Source organism: Agarivorans sp. TSD2052, assembly GCF_023238625.1.
GTDB lineage: Bacteria > Pseudomonadota > Gammaproteobacteria > Enterobacterales > Celerinatantimonadaceae > Agarivorans.
The window spans coordinates 519,939-542,500 of the sequence record NZ_CP096670.1 but is presented as its reverse complement, the minus strand read 5'-3'; the positions used below and the strand labels follow the sequence as shown (position 1 = coordinate 542,500).

Here is a 22,562-nt window from a genome sequence, read left to right as displayed (position 1 = left end):
TCGGCCTAGTGGATTTAGGCCATTAGTATCAACACTTATACGCCCCTCAGACATCGCCACAAATTGTTCTTCTATATATAGGTGCAATACTTTAAGAATGATCATCGCCTGTGGGGTATTACCAATCGACTGAATGTCGAATAATTCACACGCCATAGCAATAGGCGCATCACTTAAGCGAGGCAAAGCAAAATCAGCAAATGGAGTTAAGCCTAATTGTTGAGCGAGAACTTCAGACTCTCCATGCGGCAGTGTTTTGGCTGACTCGGTCACTTGCTTAGCTTGCAAGGCACTCGCAATATGTACCACACAATGTTTGTGCCGCTGAATATTTACCTTAGTATCTTTATCGCTACCGTCTGGCTTTTTGCCTAGCGATAACATGATTAAGGGTGGATCTGAACTTAGCGCAGTGAAATAAGAGAAAGGCGCTAAGTTATAGGAATCAACAAACCCGTTATCACTGAGCACCCACGCTATAGGCCGAGGCACAATAGTTTGAGTCATACAGTGATAAATCTGGTTACTGCTTAAATCTGCAAAATTGATCTGCACTAAAGTCTCCCTAATGAGGATAAAACAATTAACCCGCTAACGCGGGTTTCTTCCATCAATATAGCGAGGTTCGGCTAGCCTTGCTCCAATACCTCACTAAGGGCCGCTAAACACAAACTGACATTTTCTTGCTTGGCTGCATAGCCCATTAACCCAATACGCCAAGCCTTACCGGCAAACTGACCAAGGCCAGCACCAATTTCAAGGTTGTAGTCATTGAGTAAACGACTGCGAATGGCTTGCTCATCGATACCCTCAGGAATAGCCACTAAATTTAGTTGCGGTAAACGACAACTTTCATCGACCATCAGCTCCAGACCAATTTTCTTTAAACCTGCCGCTAACGCAGCATGTTGTTTAGCATGGCGCTGCCAAGCTTGCTCCAAGCCCTCTTTATATAGCATTAGCAATGATTCGTGTAGCGCGTATAAAGCCGTCACTGGAGCAGTATGATGATATGAGCGTTTTTGTTCGCCAGACCAATAGCCCATGACTAAGGTTTGGTCGAGAAACCAGCTTTGAACTTTGGTTTTGCGGCTTGTTAACTTATCAATGGCAGCTTGGCTAAAACTCACTGGCGATAAACCGGGTACACATGACAAACACTTTTGGCTACCTGAATAGATAGCATCAATTCCCCATTCATCAACCTTAAGCGGAATACCGCCTAAGGACGTAACCGCATCAACGATGCTTAAGCTCCCATATTGTTTAGCCAGAGCACATAGCGCTTTAGCGTCGGAAGCGACACCGGTTGAGGTTTCAGCATGCACAAAGGCTAGCACTTTAGTGTCAGGGTTAAGCTCAAGAGCTTGGGCCACTTTGGAAACAGAAACGGGCTCTCCCCAGTTATCTTCGACAACCACCGCAATTGCACCACAACGCTCTACATTTTCCAGCATGCGTTGGCCAAATACACCGTTAATGCACACGATCACCTTGTCGCCAGGCTCAAGCAAATTAACAAAGCACGTTTCCATGCCTGCAGAACCCGGAGCAGAAACGGCAAAGGTATGTGGATTGCTTGTTTGAAATGCGTATTGCAGTAAAGCTTTAATCTCATCCATCATGTTTACGAACAGTGGATCTAAGTGGCCGATAATAGGGCGACTTTGCGCTTGCAACACTTGTGGCGAGATATCAGAAGGGCCGGGACCCATTAAGATCCGCCGCGGGGGATTAAAAGAACTCACGTTCATCCTAATGTCCTTATATTGTTATTTATTGTAATTATAGATGTTACGTAATTACTCTAACATCGCCTCAACAAAAGTTGAACATAAAGCATACAAACAGTACTTTAGTTTCTGGCCTATCTTAACGATGGCCTTTACAAATGGACATTGAGTTCAAGAAAAAAACTAAACCTCTAAATGCTACACACCGACCCAAAACCACCTCAATCAAAATAAATATAGCTAACCCAAAAAAAGAGGGATTAAGTTTTAAAAAACGGAGTCGTTCAGCCATGTGATTCAAAATAAATGAATAAGATCAAAACTCACCCTAAAAACACACTTAAAAACAACAAATTTAACAATTAACTCACCTCCATTCGTCTTCTACATAGTGAAATATCGGCAGTGAAAATTGATCTAAGTCAGGAAAAGCACCGACTTTAAATATCGCAAGAAAGCCTTTAAAATAAAGGAATAAACCCAAACATCGCCTAAGAAAAAGAGGCAGGAATAATTAGTCAAAAGTTAAATAACGAATAGTAACAAATGCCCGAACAACAAACTGGCTAAAAATCAGGCTTACAGACTCATTTTTCAGTAACATGAACTTATAGTTTGTTATACAACATACTAAAAATGCAATTATAAGAATAATTATTCACGGAATATTTGGCATTTAAATTTCATCGACAACAAACACTAACGCATTAGTTTTTCTAATTATAAATAGGTGTTTTATTTTGTTTGAGAAAGTCGATTAGAGGATCTAGTATGGCGCCATCAACTGAGATGAGGTCCTACATTATGAGCACTAACGTAAATACTATTAGCAACACCAAAAACACTTCTTTGTTCCAACACATCACTGAAGTTTACCAACTTTGTAATGTTTGGCTCTTACGTCAAAAAAGCCGCCGTCAATTAGCGCAGCTACCTGCTTACTTACTACGTGACATTGGTTTAAGCGAAGCTGATCGCTACCAAGAATCACGTAAGCATTTCTGGGAAAACTAGTCAGACAGATTGCTTTCAGCCAAGGATCTCAGGCTTTTTTAAACGGCATGCTGCTTTGCACATGCCGTTTTTGTTTTTTCTTGTTACCATTCCCTCCTTTCTATCGTTATGAATACCACCATGCAAACACACTCAGCTAATCTAATTGTTGTACTTGGACCTACTGCTTCTGGGAAAACCCAACTAGGCGTTGAGTTAGCACGGCATTATGCTGGTGAAGTGCTATCGGCTGATTCTCGTCAGGTATATCGAGGCCTCGATATTGGCTCGGGTAAAGATTTGGCCGAGTATCAAGAAGTCCCCTATCACCTCATTGATATCGTGGACCCCGATACGGAATACAGCGTGTTTCACTTCCAGCGAGATTTTTTCGCTGCTTTTACAGCAATCAAACAAGCGGGAAAGCTACCTATTATGGTGGGTGGAACAGGCCTCTATATTGATGCGGTGACCCAAAATTATCAGCTAAACGAAGCACCGGTAAATAAAGCCTTACGAGACGAGCTTGCTCTACTTGACCTAGAGCAGTTGCAACAACGACTACTGACATTAAAACCAGAGCAGCATAATAGTACTGACCTAACGGTTCGTCCGCGCTTAGTCCGAGCCATAGAGATTGCTGAAACAGACTGCAACATAGAGCCAACAAAAATTGTCGAGCATCCCCATATAAGCCCCCTATATATGGGCATTCGTTGGCCTCGTTCGGTACTGCGAGAGCGAATTACCCTAAGGCTTAAACAACGCTTAGAAGAGGGTTTAATAGAAGAGGTTCAAGGCCTACATGCCAAGGGTGTTAGCTATCAAAAGCTTGAATTTTATGGTTTAGAGTACCGTTTAGTTGCGCAGTACCTGCAAGATCAGCTTAGCTACAATGACATGTTCCAGAAACTCAATTCGCAAATTCATCAATTTGCCAAACGCCAAGACACTTGGTTTAGAAAAATGGAACGGCGTGGGGACACCATTCACTGGTTAGATCCCGAGCAAAACATACTACAGCAGGCTATCAGTATTATTGAGCCTAGTTTAGTTGAGCTGAAAACAAACTAGGTTTTCGGTGGCTTAGCGGTAAACCAGCGGTAATAAAAGAACATTAACCAATGAGCAAGGCTAAGCAAAAAAAAAGCTGTAAAGGCCAACCATAAGCTCAGCTGGTATACCGCTACATCGCCGCTGTTTAACACACTTAGCCCTAACATAATTAGCCAGCCGAGATTAGCCAGCCACATACACTGCTGGCAACGTCCCAACTTTTCAACAAACCAAGCTTTCTGGCAAAACTGACAATTCAAGATAATGACCTTATAAAACCCGAGCTCATGAATTATCCACGCGTCATTAGTTTGATCAATAGATCAGTCAACTTTGTGTAGGGTGGCCGCATCAAACTAATAGCCGCAAACCGGCTTTGCCTAAATATAGGCAGCATTTTGGAAAACTGTACAAACCCATCATAGCCATGGTAGTGGCCCATTCCGCTAGCGCCTACACCGCCAAACGGTAATTCGTGCTGCGCCACATGCAACAACACATCGTTAATACATACACCGCCCGCTTGAGTTTGCTGCACCACTTGTTGCTGAGTTTGTCGCTTATCGCTAAAAATATACAACGCAAGCGGGTGCTCTCGCTGGGTGACATAGTCTATTGCTTGTGACAGTTCATCGTACTCAATCACAGGCAACAATGGGCCAAATATTTCTTCTTGCATTAGCGCCATATCAGCTTTGGCGTTAAATACTAAAGTAGGCGCAATTTTGGCTGGGCTTTCTCCAGGGATCAGCGTGATGGCCTTGCCACCCAGCTCAATGGCTTCGGCCAACAGCTTATTGATGCGTGCTGCAAAGTCGCTAGAAATAATGGTAGAAATAGAACTGTCAGCCAAGGTTTCATAATGTTTTTTGCAGTAGTTTAAGCATGCATCAATAAAAGCTTGTCGCTGCGCTTTTGGTAGCAACACGTAATCGGGGGCGACACACGTTTGGCCAGCATTAAACAGTTTGCCCATCATGATCCGCTCAGCGGCTAGTTTTATCGAATAATCGTCCGCGATAATTACCGGAGATTTACCGCCCAACTCCAAAGTAACAGGCGTGAGGTTTTCAGCTGCCGCTTGCATCACTTTACGCCCCGTATTGGTTGAACCGGTAAACACCAAATGATCAAAGGCTAACGCAGAGAACACCGGCCCTAACTCGCCATCATCGGCATAAATGGAAATCAGATCCTCCGGTAAATATTGCGGTAATAAACGAATCAGCAGCTCAGCTAAACGAGGACTTAACTCTGACATTTTCACCATTGCTTTATTACCAGCAGCTAAAGCATCCGTTAGCGGGCCTATAGCAAGGTATAAAGGATAGTTCCAAGGCACGATTACACCAACCACACCAAGTGGCTGAGGCTCCACATGGTTACGGGCCCCTAAATGCCAAATGGCTGTACCTTTGCGTTGCGGCTTAAGCCACTTTTTAAGGTGCTTTAGCGTATAACGAATACCTTCAATCGAGGGAAATAATTCGATTAATTGGGTTTCATGAGAACTTCGATGACCAAAGTCTTGACTAATAGCCTGAATAATCGCGTTTTGGTTCTCCTGCAGCAGCTTTAGTAATTGCTTAAGGTTGTATTGGCGCTGTTGCAAGCTCGGGTAAGTTTGCAACTTAAATGCGCTTTGCATAGTTAACAATTGGTTTGATAAATGCTGCTGGGCCAAGGGATCACCTATTTGTGTATGATTACCAACTCAGGATATGTTACCCATGGTAACTTGTAAATATAAAAATCACAAAGCTTGAACATTTTGACGGCTAACCGCATAGTTTACTGGTAAGTTCGATCTAGGAGATAGCATATTACTTCAACACATTTTACCGCTCCTTGGTGGGCTAAAAATAGGCATGTGCAAACCTTACTGCCGACTTTTTTATTACGCAATAAGACGCAAAAACTTGAATGGCAAAAGTTAGATCTCGCCGATGGTGACTTTGTCGATTTAGCCTGGGTAGGTAGCGCTACCGCTGATTATGCACAGCAGCCTATAGTGGTGGTATTTCACGGTTTAGAAGGCAGTGTACACTCACCTTATGCCAAAGGCATTTTACACGCCTGTAATCAGCAAGGTTGGCGTGCGGTAGTGATGCATTTTCGCGGCTGCAGCGGCAAGCCGAATAAGTTATGGAGAGGTTATCACAGCGGGGAAATTGGCGATGCAACGGCCTGCCTAACATACCTGCAGCAGCAATACCCTGAAGCCCCTCTGCTTGCCTTAGGCTATTCATTAGGCGGTAATATGCTAGTGAACTATTTAGCTAAAACGCCAAGTTCCCCCTTAAAAGCCGCAGTGATAGTTTCGCCACCACTTAACTTAGCCGCATGTTCAGAGCAACTTCAACGTGGTTTCTCTAAGGTATATCAGCACCATTTGTTGTCTCGCATGAAAAACAATTTGTGTCAAAAAATCAGTCATACATCGCAAGCACCATTACAGGAAAAACAAGTGCAAACCTGGCGCAACTTCGTTGAATTTGATGATCATTACACCGCTAAAGCGCATGGTTTTAGCAGTGCAGCTGATTACTACCAACGCTGCAGCGGTTTACCCTTATTAAAAGATATACAATTGCCTACGCTAGTAATCCATGCTGCAGACGACCCCTTTATGGATCATCGTGTCATTCCCAACAAAGAGCAGCTTGGTCAGGCTGTTGAGTACCGTTTAAGTCGCACTGGTGGACATGTTGGCTTTGTAGGTGGTAGCCTGCTGCGCCCCAAATTTTGGTTGGAATCAACAATTCCACAATGGTTTAAACTGCAACTCGAGCAAACAACAAAATGATAATTCCTTGGCAACAACTTGAAGCTGACACTTTTAATGCTTTATTGGAAAGCTACGTGCTTCGAGAGGGTACCGATTATGGCGAGCAAGAACTTAGCCTAGCGGATAAACTCGAACAAATTAAACAACAAGTTATTAATGGTTCGGTTTTAATCGTATACTCAGAGCTTCATGAAACAGTAAACTTAATTGCCAAAGAGCAGTTTGATGCCTCTGCCATGGAAGGGCAGCAGGATGATGGGTAAACCATGTTTATAGTCATCACCAACGGAAAAGGCCACTATGTCAGCTAAGCATCCAGTTATTGCCGTTACCGGTTCTTCAGGCGCAGGTACATCAACCACCAGCGAAGTGTTCGCTCACTTATTTCGACAACACAAGCTAAACGCAGCATTTATTGAAGGAGACAGTTTCCACCGTTACACACGCCCCGAAATGGATGTTGCCATTCGTAAAGCTCGCGAGCATGGTAAGCACATTAGCTATTTTGGCCCGGAAGCTAACGACTTCAATCTGTTATATGATTTTTTCAAACAATACGGGGAGGACGGTACCGGTCAATATCGCCGCTATTTACATACTTTCGATGAAGCCGTTCCTTACAATCAAATGCCAGGAACCTTTACACCGTGGCAAGATTTACCCGAAGAAACCGAGGTACTGTTCTACGAAGGTTTACATGGTGGCGTGGTTTACGATGAAAAAAATGTAGCCTCAAAGGTCGACTTATTGATCGGCATGGTACCGATTGTTAACTTGGAGTGGATTCAAAAGTTAGTCAGAGATACCACAGAACGAGGCCACTCTAGAGAAGCAGTACAAGAATCGATTGTTCGTTCTATGGATGATTATATTAACTATATTACTCCGCAATTTTCGCGCACCCATATTAACTTCCAACGAGTCCCCACTGTTGATACCTCGAACCCATTTAGCGCAAAGAGCATTCCTTCGCTCGACGAGAGTATGTTAGTGATCCGCTTTAGAGGTTTAAAAAATGTCGACTTTCCCTATCTGTTACAAATGATAGATGGCGCCTACATGTCTAGACAAAACACCATTGTGGTACCTGGCGGTAAAATGGGTTTTGCTATGGAACTGATTTTGTCACCAATGATTCAGCAGTTATTAGAGACCGGTAAAATCCGTTAACTGGCATTTTCTATGCGGTAGCTGTGGCTTATGTCACAGCTTTTACCTAACATTAAAGACACTGAACAGTACTTTTCCATACTCAATTGCACAGCACGAGCGACGTGCTTTTCACTTAAGTCTACACCACTTACTACAAACTCTAGGTGAATTTTAGTAAATACGCGCGGTGTACCTTCAGCCCGTTCAGCATCAAGATTAACTTTACAATCAGTAACTTGCTGCCTAGCCTTGCTTAAAATAGAAATGATATCCACAGAACTACAGCCACCAGCTGCCATTAAAACATATTCCATTGGGCTTGCAGCAGCCTTGCCGCCGTCTCCATCCATCAAAATTTGGTGGCCTGAGCTACTATTACCGACAAACTGCAGTTCTTTGGACCAGTTTACTGTTGCTTTCATATTAGATTCCCCTGATAAACATTTCGTCGGCCAGCTTAATCTAGGTCAAGGTTCAACACCAGTATTTACCTCATACTAAAGGCGTATAAATGCCTTGCAGCAAAGTCCGAAGCCTTTTATGCTAGAGGCGGAATGGACGACTATTACAATAAAATACAATTTGTTAGTTATAAAGCTAATAAATAATTATAAAGACAGAGGATTTCTTTAATATGGTAATTGGCAAACCTCAAGCTGATCCGGTGATGGAGTGGTTTCTTTCTCACTGTCACATACATAAGTACCCATCAAAAAGTACTTTGATTCATGCTGGCGAAAAAGCAGAAACTCTTTACTACATCGTAAAAGGCTCGGTCGCAGTATTGATTAAAGATGAAGAAGGCAAGGAAATGATCTTGTCTTACTTGAATCAAGGCGACTTCATGGGTGAATTGGGTCTTTTCGAAGACACTGAGAATCCAATTCGTACCGCTTGGATCAGGGCTAAAAGTCCTTGTGAGGTAGCGGAAATTTCTTATAAGAAATTCCGTCAGCTAATCCAAGTTAACCCTGAAATTTTGATGCGCCTTTCAGGCCAAATGGCTAATCGTTTGCAAATCACCAGCCAAAAAGTCGGTGACTTAGCATTCTTAGACGTTACAGGTCGAATTGCACAAACTTTATTGAATCTAGCTAAGCAACCAGATGCGATGACTCATCCAGATGGTATGCAAATTAAGATTACCCGCCAAGAGATCGGCCAGATTGTTGGTTGTTCTCGTGAAACGGTAGGCCGTATTCTTAAGATGTTAGAAGAGCAAGAACTGATTACTGCACACGGTAAAACTATAGTGGTTTACGGAACGCGCTAGTATCAGCTGGTAAAAAAAGCCGCTTAAGCGGCTTTTTTTGTGCCTAAAGAAATGCTACAGCTATGATGTTCTGTCTGTGCTGCTAAAGATTTTATCCGCAGACGCCTCAACAAATCCCGAGTACAGCTCGCCATCCGGTTTGGGATAGCGCTGCGCAAACTCATAGAAACAACTGGGTATGTTTTGCTTACCATCGTCAAACACCACCTCTGCTTCGTCTGCCATGGTAGATGACTGCTCTAGCAATACCTCTGCTGACCCCTTAATCTCGCCGCCCACAGTATTTAATCTAAAGCCGGCATCTAACAAACATCGATTCACCTGCTGTAGGCTGTCAAACCCCGCTAATTGATTGACCGAAATAGTAAAATGATTAGCACGGTAACCATAGGCGGCTAACCACGCTGCGTACTCACTCTCTTTAAGCAAGGTTTGATAATCAGCATAAGTTAATTGCCAAGGCCTTCCAGAAAAGAATACCTCTGGGCGCTGGTATAACGCTAAACTCACTTGAGCCGCTAAGCGCTGAATAATGGCTTGCGACGCTGTAGACAAACTCTCAACTTGTAGTTCACTAATGAACACTTTGGGCACACTAGGGTCATCATGTTCATAATGGGCGGCATCTAAATGTTTATTAGCAAAATGGTAACTTCCGCCTTTACGGTAACCCATCGCTAACAGGTGCTTAGCAAAGGCTTCAAGCCCAGTTCCGGCCAAGTTAAAGGTTCGCACCGCTATGTGGTCATTAACGATGTGTGCGCCCTCACCCAGTAACTGACGAATAGAATCGGCACTGGGGGTAACGGCTACGTATTGCTGCCATAAACGGTCAAAAAATAAGTCTAGCGTCATTACCCTCTCCTTAGAAATGTAAGCCAGGGCTAAGAACCGTCGGCATTACACTGGCTTTCCCTTCCATTGATGCCACTGGATAAGCACAGTAATCGGCGGCATACTTAGCACTAGCTCGATGGTTACCTGAAGCCCCTACGCCACCAAATGGCGCTGCGCTGGATGCCCCAGTGATTGAACGATTCCAGTTAACAATGCCAGCACGAATGCGATGGCGAAAATTTTCCCACTTGGCTTCATCACAACTTAACAATCCAGCAGACAAGCCATAGCGCGTATTGTTGGCCTGAGCGATAGCCTCATCCCAGTCTGAGTAACGAAGCACTTGCAACAATGGACCGAAATATTCTTCGTCTGGTAAATCCGTAACGCCACTAATATCGATGATACCGGGTGTAACAAAACCTTTATGCTCTTCTAATTGGCTTAATACCACCAGAGATGTTGCGCCTAGGTCTTGAAGTTTTTGCTGTGCACTCACCATACCGGCCGCAGCTTTAGCGCTAATCATTGCCCCCATAAACGGCTGATGTTCTGCATCATAATCTCCGACTTCGATGGCTTTAGTCACGGCGATCAAGCGGGTCAAAATTTGCTCACCTTGCTCAGTATTTGGGATGAACAATCGGCGGGCACAGGTACAGCGTTGTCCGGCAGAGATAAAGGCCGACTGCACAATATCGTGCACCGCTGCATCAACATCCGCGACTTGGTCAATCACTAAAGGATTATTCCCCCCCATTTCAAGCGCCAATATTTTATCTGGCTGACTGGCAAACTGCTGGTGTAACACATGCCCGGTACTCGAACTTCCGGTGAAGAACAATCCATCGATACCAGCGTGAGAAGCCAGTGCTTTACCGGTATCGACCTCGCCTTGCACTAAATTGAGCACGCCCTCTGGCAAACCCGCTTGCTGCCACAATTTAACAATACTTTCAGAAGTATAAGGGGTTAATTCCGAAGGTTTTAACACTACCGTATTGCCAGCAATCAATGCCGGTACAATATGGCCATTAGGCAGATGCCCAGGAAAGTTATATGGGCCAAATACAGCGACAACGCCATGCGGCTTGTGCCGTAATACAGCGGTGGCAATGGGTAGCTCAGCAGACGACTCACCAGTCCGCTCAAAATAAGCTTTCTCTGAAATAGCCACTTTACCAATCATAGCTGCGATTTCGGTGCGCGTTTCCCACAGTGGCTTACCCGTTTCTTGAGCGATAACTAAGGCTAAAGACTCTTTATTTTCCTCGAGTAAGCCCGCGAATTGCTTAATAATGGTGACTCGGGCTTCCACTCCACTCATGTACCACGCAAACTGGCTCGCTCTAGCAGCACTGACTGCAGCGTCAACCTGACTCTCCACCGCCGCATGCCCCTGCCAAACACAATGGTTTTTAGCGGGATCGATAGACTTAAAAGAAGTACCTTTACCCGCTAACCATTGACCATTAATAAACTGATTTAAATGTTCCATTTACCACCTCACATCCATTATTGCTGCCCTAGGGCAAGGCATTATTGTTCGAAACGCAAGGCGCCTACTCGAATACTTGCGCCATTGGTCACTTCCAAAGCAGAAGCGGTCTCTTTCGATACCACTGCGGTATGTTGCTGAAGATCAATATCGATCACTGAAGCACAGGCGCGAAAATCTTTTAGGCGTGCATTTGTCAGCAACATTTGCTGTGCTGAAGCGCTAGGCTCACCGATAGCGACTGTTAATTTGAAAGAATGTTTAACACTCTCTATCAACTTTAGAGGGCACTCTACGGTTGGACCCGCATCAAAAATATCCACGTATCCGTGTTTACAAAAACCTTCATCCTCAAGCAAGCGCAAAGCCGGACGGGTTTTCTCATGTACTTCACCGATTACCGCTTGAGCGTCTTTACTGAGTAGGTTTACGTAGATAGGGTATTTAGGCATCAGCTCTGCGATAAATTCCTTTTTGCCCACCCCGGTCAAATAATCCGCGGTAGGAAAATCAACACTAAAGAAGTTGTCTTGTAGCCATTGCCAAAAAGGCGAACGCCCCTGCTCATCAGACACCCCGCGCATTTCGGCGATGACGGACTCATCAAAGCGCTCGGGATTCTCAGCCATCAACAAGAAACGACACTTAGACAACAAACGGCCATTTTGACCTTCACGATGCGATTCGTTTAAAAACAAGGTGCATAATTCAGTCACGCCAGTGTAGTCATTCGTGAGGGTTAGTGTCTCGACCACGTTGTATACATTAAGGCTGCGTGAAGCATGAACCACCTTTCCTAGGTGATAAGTATAAAAAGGGCTACTCATACCAACCGCGGCATCGATAGCACAAGTACCGACAACCTCTCCGCTTTCGGTATCCTCAGCCACCATTAAATAATGTTGGTCACCGGGTTTATCTGCTTCAGCAGCAAAAGAACGAATCGAATGTGCTAACTTTTCTCGCAACAAGGGCTCATCAACGGGTAAGGAGGTAAAGCCTATCCCAGACGCAACGGCCATTTGTAACAAAGCAGGGTAGTCCGCTTCCTTAATAGGACGGATAACTAACATGCCACATCTCCCTTTCATCAAGTAGCACCATACCGTAGCTAATAGTAGCCACTCAGTGTCATCGTAAAAAAAGTATTACTTGGCAGGTATTACAGCGAACACCTGCCGACGAAACTAAGCCTTAACGACGCTTGCTACGGCTTGCTCAAAACGTTGCATGCCTAACTCAACATCAGCTTGTGGGACAATTAAAGAAGGAGTAAAGCGAATCACGTTAGTCCCCGCTACTAATACCATTAGGCCTTCGGTCGCAGCCGCCACTAAAAAATCTCGTGCTCGCCCTTGGTATTGCTCGTTAAGCACAGCGCCTAACAACAAGCCCTTACCACGAACTTCTGAAAATATCTGATACTTGTCGTTAATCGCATTCAGCGCGTCTCTAAACCACTGTTCACGCTGTTTTACGCCACTGAGCACTTCTGCAGTATTAACAATATCAAAAGCGGTTTCTGCCACCGCACAAGCCAAGGGATTACCACCGTAAGTGCTACCATGAGTGCCTACCTTCATTGATGCAGCTATCTCAGTTGTGGTTAGCATTGCGCCAATCGGAAAACCGCCGCCAAGCGCCTTAGCAGAGGTGACAATGTCTGGTGTAATGCCTAAACCCATATAAGCGTATAACTCGCCGGTACGGCCCACTCCGGTTTGCACTTCATCAAAAATAAGTAAGGCATTGTGTTTATCACATAACTCACGCACTTTTTGAGCAAAGGCCAAGTCTGGGCTAATCACCCCGCCCTCACCTTGCAACGGCTCCATCATTACCGCACAGGTTTTATCATCAATGATCGCTTCTAGAGCAGCCAAATCGTTATAAGGTATGTGCTCTATATCGCCAGGCTTAGGACCAAAACCATCAGAGTAAGTTGATTGGCCGCCAACCGTCACGGTGAAGAAGGTGCGACCATGGAAACCTTGCTCGAAGGCTACAATTTTGGTTTTATCGCTTGCGCTATGTTCTATGGCAAAGCGACGCGCTAACTTGAGTGCGGCTTCGTTGGCTTCAGCGCCTGAGTTACAGAAGAACACTTTCTCAGCAAAGGTGTTATCAACTAGTTTTTTGGCTAAGCGTAAAGCAGGCTCGTTGGTAAGAACGTTACTTAAGTGCCACAAGGTTTGGCCCTGCTCGGTCAGGCTTCTGACAAGGGCAGGATGACAATGTCCTAAACAACTTACGGCAATACCACCCGCGAAGTCGATATACTCTTTGCCTTCTTGATCCCACAGGCGTGAGCCGTCTCCCTTCACCGGAATAATTGCGGAAGGAGCATAGTTAGGTACCATAACTTCATCAAATAGCGCTCGAGTAACAGCGTGTGACATGTAGCGTTCTCCTTTTAGCTTCTAGCCATTCCTTTAATCAAGGCCAGAAAAGTTAATAGTTTGTAAACAGTTCGGCGATTATGGCAAATATCGAGAGTGATGTCTGAGCATAAGGCCAATACGCCATATAAAATATGGTCATTTTTACGCAGATTCAGTGCATAGTTCTAACGCAAAAAACCAAGCAAATAACCTGAAGGGCTAATAGTTGATTTACATAAGCATAAGTATGCACATCTTATTCATTCAATATAATCATTAGATAATGACTATATATACTGGAAATAATTCTAAATTTTAGAATCAACAAAGTTAGCTAATAGCTGTAAACCTTGCTGAGTTAAGATGCTTTCAGGGTGGAATTGTACCGCATGAATGGGTAAAGACTTATGTTTTAAACCCATTATTTCGTGATTATCCCCCTTGTTATCATGACTCCAAGCCGTGACCTCTAAACAATCTGGTAAGCTATCAGTTTGTACCACCAAAGAGTGGTAACGCGTCACCATCATTGGGTTATTCAAGCCTATGAATACCGATTGTTGTTGATGATACACAGGACGCACCTTGCCATGCATTGGCTGTGCTGCCCGCACCACCTGCGCACCAAAGTGCTGCGCAATACACTGATGCCCCAGACATACACCTAAAATAGGCAACTTACCAGCAAACTCAGCAATCACTTCTAAAGAGATGCCCGCTTCATTCGGTGAGCATGGGCCAGGAGATATCACTAAATGACTAGGGGCCATTTGCTTGATTTGTTGAAGAGTAATGTGATCGTTACGACGAACTTCAACCTCTATATTTAGCTCAGAAAAGTACTGATAAAGGTTATAAGTAAATGAGTCGTAATTATCGATTATGAGTAACATATAGCCCTAATGTCTAGCAAAAGTGCGGCGCTGAGAAAGTCGCTATCTTAGCTGATTTTTAAGCGCCGACACAGCGACATTTATCCGACCGTTTAACTTTATTCAGGTTAGCTGGTGTGCCCTGTTCTGCAGGCTTCAATAAATACAATTTCGCTGTAATTGTTGTCGTAGTATTGGTTAGCTATAGCTCGTAGCTGCTTACGCTGCGCCACCATATCAGCCACGGCCAATTGCGGTTGTTGGCAAACCAGCTCTATTGTGACCCAAAAACGCCGGCCGGTTTTCATAACCAAGACTTCCCCTAAGCTAAATCCTGCGAGCAGAGGTTGCTGGCTTAAGGCTTTCTTAAAGGGCACTGTGTGTTCAGCATCAGGAGCACTAAGTAATAGTTCCTTGAAACCATTTCTCACCAGTAAGTAAGGGTCCTTTAAGAAAATGATGGAGAAAACTATTACCAGTATTTGGTCAACATAACGAGCCACCCAGCCAAAACTACTGTCTTGTATCAGCATAACTATCAGCAACGCGACGCCAATTGCGCCAGAAATCACTGAGTTAATTAACCAACCTTGCTGCTCGGCCAACAACAAATTTGAAGGCTGCCGCTGATTACTCAGAAAGCACAAGTACCAAGCCAGTAAACACCCCGCCACCGCTGGCACGACATATATCAACATCATACCAATCTGTGGTTCTCGACCTCCAGCTAATAGTGTTTGCAAATTGGCCGATAAAGCAAAAGCCACTAACACCAATATCGAGATCCCCTTGACCATGACCATTAAAGGTTCAAAAGCAAAATAGCCCAGCGGGAAACGGTCATTATAGTTTTGGCTAGTAAGGTAAGCGATACGGATCCCTATAAACGCCATAACAGCAGATAGCAGGTTGAATACACCATCGAGCATAATCGCCCCCGATTCCGTATAGACCCCCATACTTATTCCCCACATAGACAATACCAAGGCAATGATGGCTGAATACACCAAGGTTTTGCTTTCTAGTTCCATTTATATGCTCCTAGCAATGGCGAAGTACTTTAATCTTGTAATAAGTAGATAGATATTAGCAGCCCTGTGCTCTTCTCTCGAGGCTTAGAAAGATAGCAGGTTCTAACACACTTGAATCGCTTTCTTATTCTAAACCTGCCTCAAGGGCTTTCATAAAAAATTGCCATTCATCTATGATGAATGGCAATTCCCGCATGGTTTAATTTTAGCTGCGTAATATCAAGCACACATTTAAAAGCGTTACACTATAAACCAAAATGACTTGGCAACTTACGCGGCGACCATTGCTGCCAGCGATATAAAGCTTCTATAAAAAAGTAGTCTCCAAATATTGTACCGACTTCTTCTTCGCCCCACTTTTCAGAGCCTTTCAGTAAGATTGATTGATACTCAGGATCCATGGCTAAAAACTCAGGTGTCGCTAAAGAAGTAAGCATACTCTCTGCATCAACTAAGTACTTTTCTTCATTAGTAATCTTATATAGTTCTAACAATGCTGAAGCAACAATTGCTGTCGCTGAGCTATCTCTTGGGTTTTTATCATCAATAGGTGCGTCAAAATCAGCGTAAGGTATAAAATCTTGCGTTTGCAACTTAGTCGCTTCGATAAAATACTCATAAGACTTTATCGAACGTTCAAGCATTCTCTCTAAGCCAGTATACCGATAATACATAGCATAAGCATACACCGACCATGCCTGCCCTCTTGACCAGGTTGAGTCAGCTTTCCAGCCTTGGTGAGTTCTTTTATCAACAACTTTTCCGTCAAGGCCATAGCCAACCACATGGTAGGTGCTGGCGTTCTTTCTTAGGTTGTGCTCCCAAGTTTTATCAGCATGAGATATTGCCATTTCAGTATAATCGGGTTTATCGGCATTTTGGCCTACCCATAGAATCAACTCCATGTTCATGAGCTGATCAATGTTAACCTCAAAGGGTAAAATAGTGGGGTTTTTAGCACCTTGTCGCCATGATCTAAATGTTCCAATATTTTTGTTGTACCGCTGTTCAACCATGGTATTCGCACCACCAATTAACACCTTTTTATAGTCAGGGGTAGCATTGCCGCCAAGCGTATAGCCTAGGCCAAAGCTATCAAAAATTTGAAAACCGGTATCGTTGTCGGTGGCGTAAGCCCTAGACCTCACTCCGTCGGTCCAGAACTTGGCCCTTTGTTGCCATACCTCATCGTTTGTCAGGGCATTTAGGTACCAAAATATACCGGGAACAAAGCCACTACACCAATTGCGGTCAGGCTCAGTAATCCATTGACCATCACTATCGGTATAAGCAGTAAAGTTTTCTTTATTATCACTTAGTGCATTAATCGCTAAATTGGTCGACTTATGCTCGATCAACGCCATCACATCTGGATAGTTAATACCCTTGGCCAGTACGCTGCTAGATAAAATGATTGTACTAGCTATCGCTAGCTTAATTGTTTGATTGATGGTGAATAAAGACACGCATTAACTCCTTTAATAAGCACGTTAATCATTTCAACTTTCTGATTGTAAATAATTATCTATGCTTAGGTGAGCTAAAAGTCATACAAATAGATTTTAATATTAAAGCTTGGACTATATATCACAAATAAAGCTTCAATTAACGAAATGAGCCGCTGCTATATGTATATCAATACGTCAAGTTCGAAGTGAAAAGAAAGAAGAAGGCGCTAGCTAAGCCCGTCAGCTAGCGCAATTTGGGAGGGCTATTTTAGAGCAATAAAACCCAATACTTCATAGACCGAACGTAACGTTTTGCTGGCTTGCTCACTGGCGCGTTCCGCACCTTTAGCCATAACGGCTTGCAACGCAGCTTCATCTTCTCGTAAAGCCTTGTAGCGAGCCTGAATAGGCTCCATCATCGCCACGACGGCATCAGCAGTATCCACTTTTAAGTGTCCGTACATTTTACCTTCGTAACTCGCTACGAGTTCATCAATTGGCTTACCCGTCGCTACCGACTGCAAAGTCAGTAGGTTAGATACGCCGGGCTTTTCGTGGCGATCAAAATAAATACGTGCTTGTTCATCTGAGTCGGTTACAGAAGCCTTAATCTTTTTAGCTATTTGCTTAGGTGTATCATTGAGCAAAATAAAAGATTTTGGGTTGTCATCAGATTTAGACATCTTCTTCGTGGGCTCTTGCAGCGACATAACCCGCGCACCAAACTCTGGAATATAGGGCTCAGGAACAGCGAAGACATCGCCATATAAAGCATTAAAGCGATTGGCTACATCACGAGTTAGTTCGAGGTGTTGCTTTTGATCATCACCTACCGGTACAGCATTTGCCTGATACAACAAAATATCGGCGGCCATTAACGCAGGGTAAGTAAATAAACCAGCATTGATATTATTAGCATGGGTGGCAGACTTGTCTTTAAATTGAGTCATCCTATTTAACTCACCCATTTGCGTATAACAATTTAGCACCCAAGCAAGCTGTGCGTGCTCAGGTACTTGCGATTGAATAAAAATGGTACTTTTATCAGGGTCTAATCCGCACGCAAGGTAGGTCGCTAAACCATCTAAAACCTGTTTTTTAAATGCATCGGGCTGTTGACGTACGGTAATAGCATGCAAATCAACCAGCATAAAATAACAGTCATAGTCATCTTGCATACCAATCCATTGGTTTATTGCCCCAACATAGTTACCAATGGTTAATGAACCTGAAGGCTGAATGCCACTTAATACAATCGGTTTACTCATGTTCTTCCTATAAAAATAATATACGGGCTTAAGCCACTACCGAGCCGTTAAACAACTCAACCAAACTTACTAGGCTATCAGCCACAAAATCGGGGCCACTAAGAGCGATATCTTCACCGTAGTTATACCCGTAGGTCAAGCCCAGCGAACGACAACCGGCTGCTTTTGCAGCTTGAATATCGTTTTTTGAGTCACCCACCATCAGTAGTTGCTCAATATTAAGTTGGTAGTGTTCAACGAGATGCTGCAATGGCAGAGGATCAGGCTTCTTACGGGGTAAGCTATCGCCAGACAATACCACGCTAAAATATTGAGCCAAATTAAGTTGCTCCAACAAAGGCTGAGTAAATAAACCCGGCTTATTAGTCACTATCGCCATTTCAATATTGAGTTTAGCCAACTCGGCTAAACTGGCCGCGACACCAGCGTAGAGCTTGCTCGCTACACATAGCTTTTCAGCGTAGTGTTTAACAAATAATGGCTTGGCTTGCAGGTATAAGGCTTCGTCTAAATCACTAGCGATGGTCGACGAACCTGACAATGCACGCTTAATGAGTACTTCGGCACCATTACCCACCCAATGACGAATGGTATCCTCGGTAAATTCACTATGACCCATATCGACTAACATTGCGTTGATAGCAATAGCGAGATCGGGAGCACTATCTACCAGAGTGCCATCTAGATCAAAGGCGATTAACTTAATTTGCTTTAATTGACTCATTAGCTCTCAGTCTATTTTGAAACAGTGGCTAACTCAGCGCGCATCTGGTCGATGACGGCTTTGTAATCAGGCTTACTGAAAATAGCAGAGCCGGCAACAAACATATCAGCACCAGCCGCCGCAATGTCGGCAATATTATCAGGAGTGACACCACCGTCAATTTCCAAGCGAATATCGTAGCCACTCTCATCTATTTTTTTACGTACTGCACGCAATTTGTCTAAGGTGTTAGGAATAAACTTCTGGCCACCGAAGCCAGGGTTAACCGACATTAATAAAATCATGTCTAGTTTATCCATGACGTAGTCTAGACAATGGATCGGTGTGGCCGGATTGAGCACCAAGCCAGCTTGACAGCCGTGCTCTTTAATCAACTGCAGACTTCGGTCAATATGCTCTGAGGCTTCAGCATGAAATGTAATCATGGTGGCACCCGCTTTGGCAAATTCAGGAATAATAGCATCTACTGGCTTCACCATTAGATGTACATCGATAGGTGCTTCAATACCGTAATTACGTAGCGCCTGACATACCGTAGGACCAAAGGTTAAATTGGGTACATAGTGATTATCCATCACGTCAAAATGAACCACATCGGCACCAGCAGCCAATACGTTTTCAACTTCTTCACCCAAACGGGCAAAATCGGCAGCTAAGATGGAAGGGGCAATTAAAAAAGGTTTGCTCATTGGGTTAACCATTGGGATTGAAAGTGCGCAATTTTAGCGCAGCTTTCGCTATGATCCAATCTCTGTACAAAGATTGTTTTTGTGGCATGCTTAATTACGTGATTATCGAGGAGAAAAATATGGCTGGAAATACCCGCTCTTTGTTAAAAAGTGTGCTTGGGGCTTTGCTGGGAGTTCAGTCGGATAAACAACGTCAACACGACTTTACCCATGGTAAAGCCTGGAAATTTATCCTGTTGGGTATCGTGATGGTGATAGTTTTTGTGCTTAGTATTATTGCACTCGTAAAAGTGATTACTTAGTTAACTAATGCCACCAATAACAAAGGTAAACCGCAGTAAGCCTCAGTGCTAAGCTTTTAGAGACTTATTATGGCAAATCACGTGTGAAATGCTGATCTATGTTGGTGATGTGAACCAAGTTGCCGTTCTGGCAACGCACTAATTATTCGTTGAAGCGAGTTAAGCAAAGCAGCAATTATCTGGCGTTAAAGACGCTGCGCAGTTAGTTTGCCTGATAGTAAGCCAGCAACTCTGCAACTTTCATTCGCTGGTGGCCTTTGCGGCTAATGGTACGGCGAACACTGAGCTGACTTAATACACTGTGTTGATAAATGTCTCTTGTCAGTGGTAAATCATGATTACTGATTAGCACTGAGGCACCTCGCTGCTGTGCTTGTAAGGCTAATTCTCCCAAACGCTCTTGATCACAACGATTAAACCCTTTGCTCGCATAATTAGTAAAACTGGCAGTCGGGCTCAGTGGTGCATAAGGAGGATCGCAATAAACAATATCTCCAGCTTTTACTGCAGCGAAGGTGTCGACATAACTGCAACAACGAAACTCTGCGTATTGCGCTTTTTCGGCAAAAAACTCTAATTCATGCTCAGGGAAATAAGGGCGTTTGTAGGAGCCAAATGGCACGTTGAACCCACCACTACGATTATATCTACACAATCCGTTATACCCATGACGATTCATATAAAGAAACATTAATGAGCGCTGATAGGGGTCACTAGACGCATTGAACTGTGTTCTGATTGAATAGTAATATTCACTTTGATTGGTAGCTGGAATAAACAGCTTTTTAGCATCGTCAATAAATGACTGAGGCTGAGTTTGCAGCAGTTTATACATGTTGATCAAATCGGGGTTGATATCACTCAACACATAGCTGGAGTAGTTAGTATTGAGAAATACAGACGCAGCCCCAACAAAAGGCTCGATTAATATATCGCCCTCGGGTAACTGTTGCTGAATGTCTTCGATCAGACCGTATTTGCCGCCAGCCCACTTTAAAAAAGCTCTCGTTTTTTTCATGTTATTGAGTTAATTCAAACTGAACCTGTTTAAATTGCTTAATCAAAGAATCTAGATTTTGCTGCTTTAAACTATTTCGAGCGGTTTGGGCTTGTTCGCGAGTAGCAAAATCGCCGTAAATAATTTTGTAAGGCACATTAGGGTTAGCACTAGAGCGGTAAACCCAAACTTGATGACTCCACTGGCGCTCTGAAACGAATTTATGCGCTTTCTCTCGATTATTCAGGGCCATTAATTGCAGGGTATAATGTTGACTCGGCTTGGCTTCAAGTAAGCTTTTTACATCAGTTACCTTAATGGATACATCTGAGTTAGCTATTTCGGCACTGTCTTCACTAAGAGCTGCCGGCTCACTGTCAACCGTTTCCTCTGCCAACAAGTTACCGCTATCGCTAATTTCAATCGCCTTTTCGGCTGTGCTTGTTGCCTTACTTTGGTCAGCCAGTAGTTTATTCACCACCTCATCTTCAACCACGACGCGCAAGCCGTCGCTACTTTCTTGAGACGCTAATTTTAGCTCGTCGGCCAATTCCATTGAGGGTAACTCCGCGTCGTCTGCCTGACGCATCGACGCCTTTTCAGCGTCACTCAGCTCACTATCCGCTGCGATTGTTTGTTCTGACATTGAGCCCTTGGCTAGCTCAGGCTCTTCTAACAAAGCTAACGCAATCCGACTATCATTGGTATCGCTACTTTTTCCCCAATCATTAATCAGCTGTACTAACAAGCCAGCGACTGCGGCACACAGAATAACGGCGATAACAATATAAAGTTTATTTCGATTTGGAGCGGTTTCTTCCGACATTGGGATATCTCCGGTAACGATTTGATCGACAAACTGATAAATAAGACGAGGATTGCCTTTGGCAGAGGCAATGTGTTTTTCTATCGCTGACTGATTCTCAAAACCAGCGACATACTCAGCCCGGTTAAACAACAGCGAGGCTAATTCAAATGATTCATTCTCACTTAATGGCGAGATATCAAAACTAACAATATTACTGTCAAAGGTCGCTAGTTGGGCCTCGAAATCGCTTCTAGCTTGAGCAAACAACAATATCGACAAGGGGTGTTGATAAAGCTGGTTGTAATGATGAAAGAACTCAAATAACTCAGTTAACACATCTACCGGCAGAAGATGAGCTTCATCAATTACAATCACTAATGGGCTATTGGTTTCTTTGACGTTTCGCTGAAAACTATCAAACAAGGGATCATTTTGATTAAATAAGGGGTCTTTGATTAACTGCTGAAGTAAATCACGGCGTAACTGCCCACCATTACCGTCGGCAGGCATACGCACAAACGCATGATTGGCGAAATCTGCACGTTCAAGTACCGAGCTGGCCAATGAAGACTTACCAGAACCTGCCATGCCAGTAACACAAATAAATTTTGCACTAAAGCGTATTTGGGTGATCAGTCTCTCGCGCAAGCTTAGTTGACTTTGCAACTGGGCAAACTCGGCATCACGCCGCACTTCCACCATTCAAAATGCC

The 22,562-nt window shown here is 43.8% G+C and carries 24 protein-coding genes (1 of these 24 only partly in view); 7 read left to right on the top strand and 17 right to left on the bottom strand.

The features are described from left to right. Nucleotides 1-555, bottom strand: the 5' portion of a protein-coding gene (locus tag M0C34_RS02560; RefSeq protein ID WP_248714097.1) for a flavin reductase family protein. It extends 60 nt beyond the left edge of the window; the window shows 555 of its 615 coding nt (coding positions 1-555); the start codon lies at nt 553-555; its stop codon lies off the left edge, out of view. 74 nt (nt 556-629) lie between these two features. After that, on the bottom strand, nt 630-1,754 hold the full coding sequence (locus M0C34_RS02555) for a pyridoxal-phosphate-dependent aminotransferase family protein (protein ID WP_248714096.1): 1,125 nt from the start codon (nt 1,752-1,754) through the stop codon (nt 630-632). Between the two features lie 783 nt (nt 1,755-2,537). On the opposite strand from M0C34_RS02555, the gene M0C34_RS02550 reads away from it, so the two are divergent. Together M0C34_RS02550 and miaA are read left to right on the top strand one after the other, a co-directional pair. Then, nucleotides 2,538-2,747 carry a DUF1127 domain-containing protein gene (locus M0C34_RS02550; RefSeq protein ID WP_248714095.1) on the top strand — a complete coding sequence of 70 codons (210 nt, stop codon included), beginning with the start codon at nt 2,538-2,540 and terminating at the stop codon, nt 2,745-2,747. A 120-nt stretch (nt 2,748-2,867) separates the two neighbouring features. Then, on the top strand, nt 2,868-3,800 hold the full coding sequence (miaA, locus tag M0C34_RS02545; RefSeq protein WP_248714094.1) for a tRNA (adenosine(37)-N6)-dimethylallyltransferase MiaA: 933 nt from the start codon (nt 2,868-2,870) through the stop codon (nt 3,798-3,800). On the opposite strand, the gene M0C34_RS02540 is transcribed toward miaA, so the two are convergent. Continuing rightward, entirely contained in the window at nt 3,797-4,042 is a 246-nt protein-coding gene (locus tag M0C34_RS02540) for a DUF3624 family protein (RefSeq protein WP_248714093.1), read from the bottom strand. The two genes, miaA and M0C34_RS02540, sit on opposite strands and share 4 nt — an antisense overlap. A 32-nt stretch (nt 4,043-4,074) precedes the next feature. Further along, nucleotides 4,075-5,466, bottom strand: coding sequence for a coniferyl aldehyde dehydrogenase (locus tag M0C34_RS02535; RefSeq protein WP_248714092.1), 1,392 nt, complete (start codon nt 5,464-5,466; stop codon nt 4,075-4,077). Nucleotides 5,467-5,604: 138 nt separating this feature from the next. Between M0C34_RS02535 and M0C34_RS02530 the strand changes: the two genes are divergently transcribed. Genes M0C34_RS02530 through M0C34_RS02520 form a run of 3 tightly spaced genes read left to right on the top strand, consistent with a single transcriptional unit; the run spans nt 5,605 to nt 7,740 of the window. After that, nucleotides 5,605-6,588, top strand: coding sequence for a hydrolase (locus tag M0C34_RS02530; RefSeq protein ID WP_256469379.1), 984 nt, complete (start codon nt 5,605-5,607; stop codon nt 6,586-6,588). Beyond that, nucleotides 6,585-6,833: a YheU family protein gene (locus M0C34_RS02525; protein WP_248714090.1), complete on the top strand. Its 249-nt coding sequence runs from the start codon at nt 6,585-6,587 to the stop codon at nt 6,831-6,833. Before M0C34_RS02530 ends, M0C34_RS02525 begins: the two co-directional genes overlap by 4 nt. 37 nt (nt 6,834-6,870) lie before the next feature. Continuing rightward, nucleotides 6,871-7,740: a phosphoribulokinase gene (locus tag M0C34_RS02520; RefSeq protein WP_248714089.1), complete on the top strand. Its 870-nt coding sequence runs from the start codon at nt 6,871-6,873 to the stop codon at nt 7,738-7,740. On the opposite strand, the gene M0C34_RS02515 is transcribed toward M0C34_RS02520, so the two are convergent. Continuing rightward, nucleotides 7,737-8,144: an OsmC family protein gene (locus tag M0C34_RS02515; RefSeq protein WP_248714088.1), complete on the bottom strand. Its 408-nt coding sequence runs from the start codon at nt 8,142-8,144 to the stop codon at nt 7,737-7,739. The genes M0C34_RS02520 and M0C34_RS02515 overlap by 4 nt on opposite strands. A 212-nt stretch (nt 8,145-8,356) precedes the next feature. Here M0C34_RS02515 and crp point away from each other — a divergent pair, with 212 nt between their 5' ends. Beyond that, a complete protein-coding gene (gene crp, locus M0C34_RS02510) occupies nt 8,357-8,995 on the top strand; it encodes a cAMP-activated global transcriptional regulator CRP (protein WP_016403770.1) in 639 nt (212 codons plus the stop codon). A 60-nt stretch (nt 8,996-9,055) separates the two neighbouring features. Here the strand turns inward: crp and M0C34_RS02505 are convergent, their stop codons facing one another. The 10 genes from M0C34_RS02505 to rpe form a co-directional block, all read right to left on the bottom strand. Beyond that, nucleotides 9,056-9,850: a DUF1338 domain-containing protein gene (locus tag M0C34_RS02505; protein WP_248714087.1), complete on the bottom strand. Its 795-nt coding sequence runs from the start codon at nt 9,848-9,850 to the stop codon at nt 9,056-9,058. 10 nt (nt 9,851-9,860) lie between these two features. Continuing rightward, on the bottom strand, nt 9,861-11,330 hold the full coding sequence (gene astD, locus M0C34_RS02500) for a succinylglutamate-semialdehyde dehydrogenase (RefSeq protein WP_248714086.1): 1,470 nt from the start codon (nt 11,328-11,330) through the stop codon (nt 9,861-9,863). Nucleotides 11,331-11,371: 41 nt separating this feature from the next. After that, nucleotides 11,372-12,403: an arginine N-succinyltransferase gene (astA, locus tag M0C34_RS02495; protein ID WP_248714085.1), complete on the bottom strand. Its 1,032-nt coding sequence runs from the start codon at nt 12,401-12,403 to the stop codon at nt 11,372-11,374. A 114-nt stretch (nt 12,404-12,517) separates the two neighbouring features. Continuing rightward, on the bottom strand, nt 12,518-13,729 hold the full coding sequence (locus M0C34_RS02490) for an aspartate aminotransferase family protein (protein WP_248714084.1): 1,212 nt from the start codon (nt 13,727-13,729) through the stop codon (nt 12,518-12,520). A 290-nt stretch (nt 13,730-14,019) separates the two neighbouring features. Continuing rightward, nucleotides 14,020-14,604 carry an anthranilate synthase component II gene (locus tag M0C34_RS02485; protein ID WP_248714083.1) on the bottom strand — a complete coding sequence of 195 codons (585 nt, stop codon included), beginning with the start codon at nt 14,602-14,604 and terminating at the stop codon, nt 14,020-14,022. Nucleotides 14,605-14,711: 107 nt separating this feature from the next. Then, nucleotides 14,712-15,614: a cation efflux transmembrane domain-containing protein gene (locus M0C34_RS02480; protein WP_248714082.1), complete on the bottom strand. Its 903-nt coding sequence runs from the start codon at nt 15,612-15,614 to the stop codon at nt 14,712-14,714. A gap of 245 nt (nt 15,615-15,859) precedes the next feature. Further along, complete coding sequence (locus tag M0C34_RS02475; RefSeq protein WP_248714081.1) at nt 15,860-17,080, bottom strand: glycoside hydrolase family 88 protein; 1,221 nt, start codon at nt 17,078-17,080, stop codon at nt 15,860-15,862. Between the two features lie 245 nt (nt 17,081-17,325). Beyond that, on the bottom strand, nt 17,326-18,330 hold the full coding sequence (gene trpS, locus M0C34_RS02470; RefSeq protein ID WP_248714080.1) for a tryptophan--tRNA ligase: 1,005 nt from the start codon (nt 18,328-18,330) through the stop codon (nt 17,326-17,328). Nucleotides 18,331-18,358: 28 nt separating this feature from the next. Beyond that, on the bottom strand, nt 18,359-19,054 hold the full coding sequence (locus M0C34_RS02465; protein ID WP_248714079.1) for a phosphoglycolate phosphatase: 696 nt from the start codon (nt 19,052-19,054) through the stop codon (nt 18,359-18,361). 11 nt (nt 19,055-19,065) lie between these two features. Beyond that, nucleotides 19,066-19,743: a ribulose-phosphate 3-epimerase gene (gene rpe, locus M0C34_RS02460; protein WP_248714078.1), complete on the bottom strand. Its 678-nt coding sequence runs from the start codon at nt 19,741-19,743 to the stop codon at nt 19,066-19,068. Between the two features lie 119 nt (nt 19,744-19,862). Between rpe and M0C34_RS02455 the strand changes: the two genes are divergently transcribed. Next, nucleotides 19,863-20,045, top strand: coding sequence for a DUF2970 domain-containing protein (locus M0C34_RS02455; RefSeq protein ID WP_248714077.1), 183 nt, complete (start codon nt 19,863-19,865; stop codon nt 20,043-20,045). Between the two features lie 202 nt (nt 20,046-20,247). On the opposite strand, the gene M0C34_RS02450 is transcribed toward M0C34_RS02455, so the two are convergent. Together M0C34_RS02450 and M0C34_RS02445 are read right to left on the bottom strand one after the other, a co-directional pair. After that, a complete protein-coding gene (locus M0C34_RS02450; protein ID WP_248714076.1) occupies nt 20,248-21,063 on the bottom strand; it encodes a Dam family site-specific DNA-(adenine-N6)-methyltransferase in 816 nt (271 codons plus the stop codon). Nucleotide 21,064: 1 nt separating this feature from the next. Further along, on the bottom strand, nt 21,065-22,552 hold the full coding sequence (locus tag M0C34_RS02445) for an AAA family ATPase (protein WP_248714075.1): 1,488 nt from the start codon (nt 22,550-22,552) through the stop codon (nt 21,065-21,067). Nucleotides 22,553-22,562 lie beyond the last annotated feature (10 nt).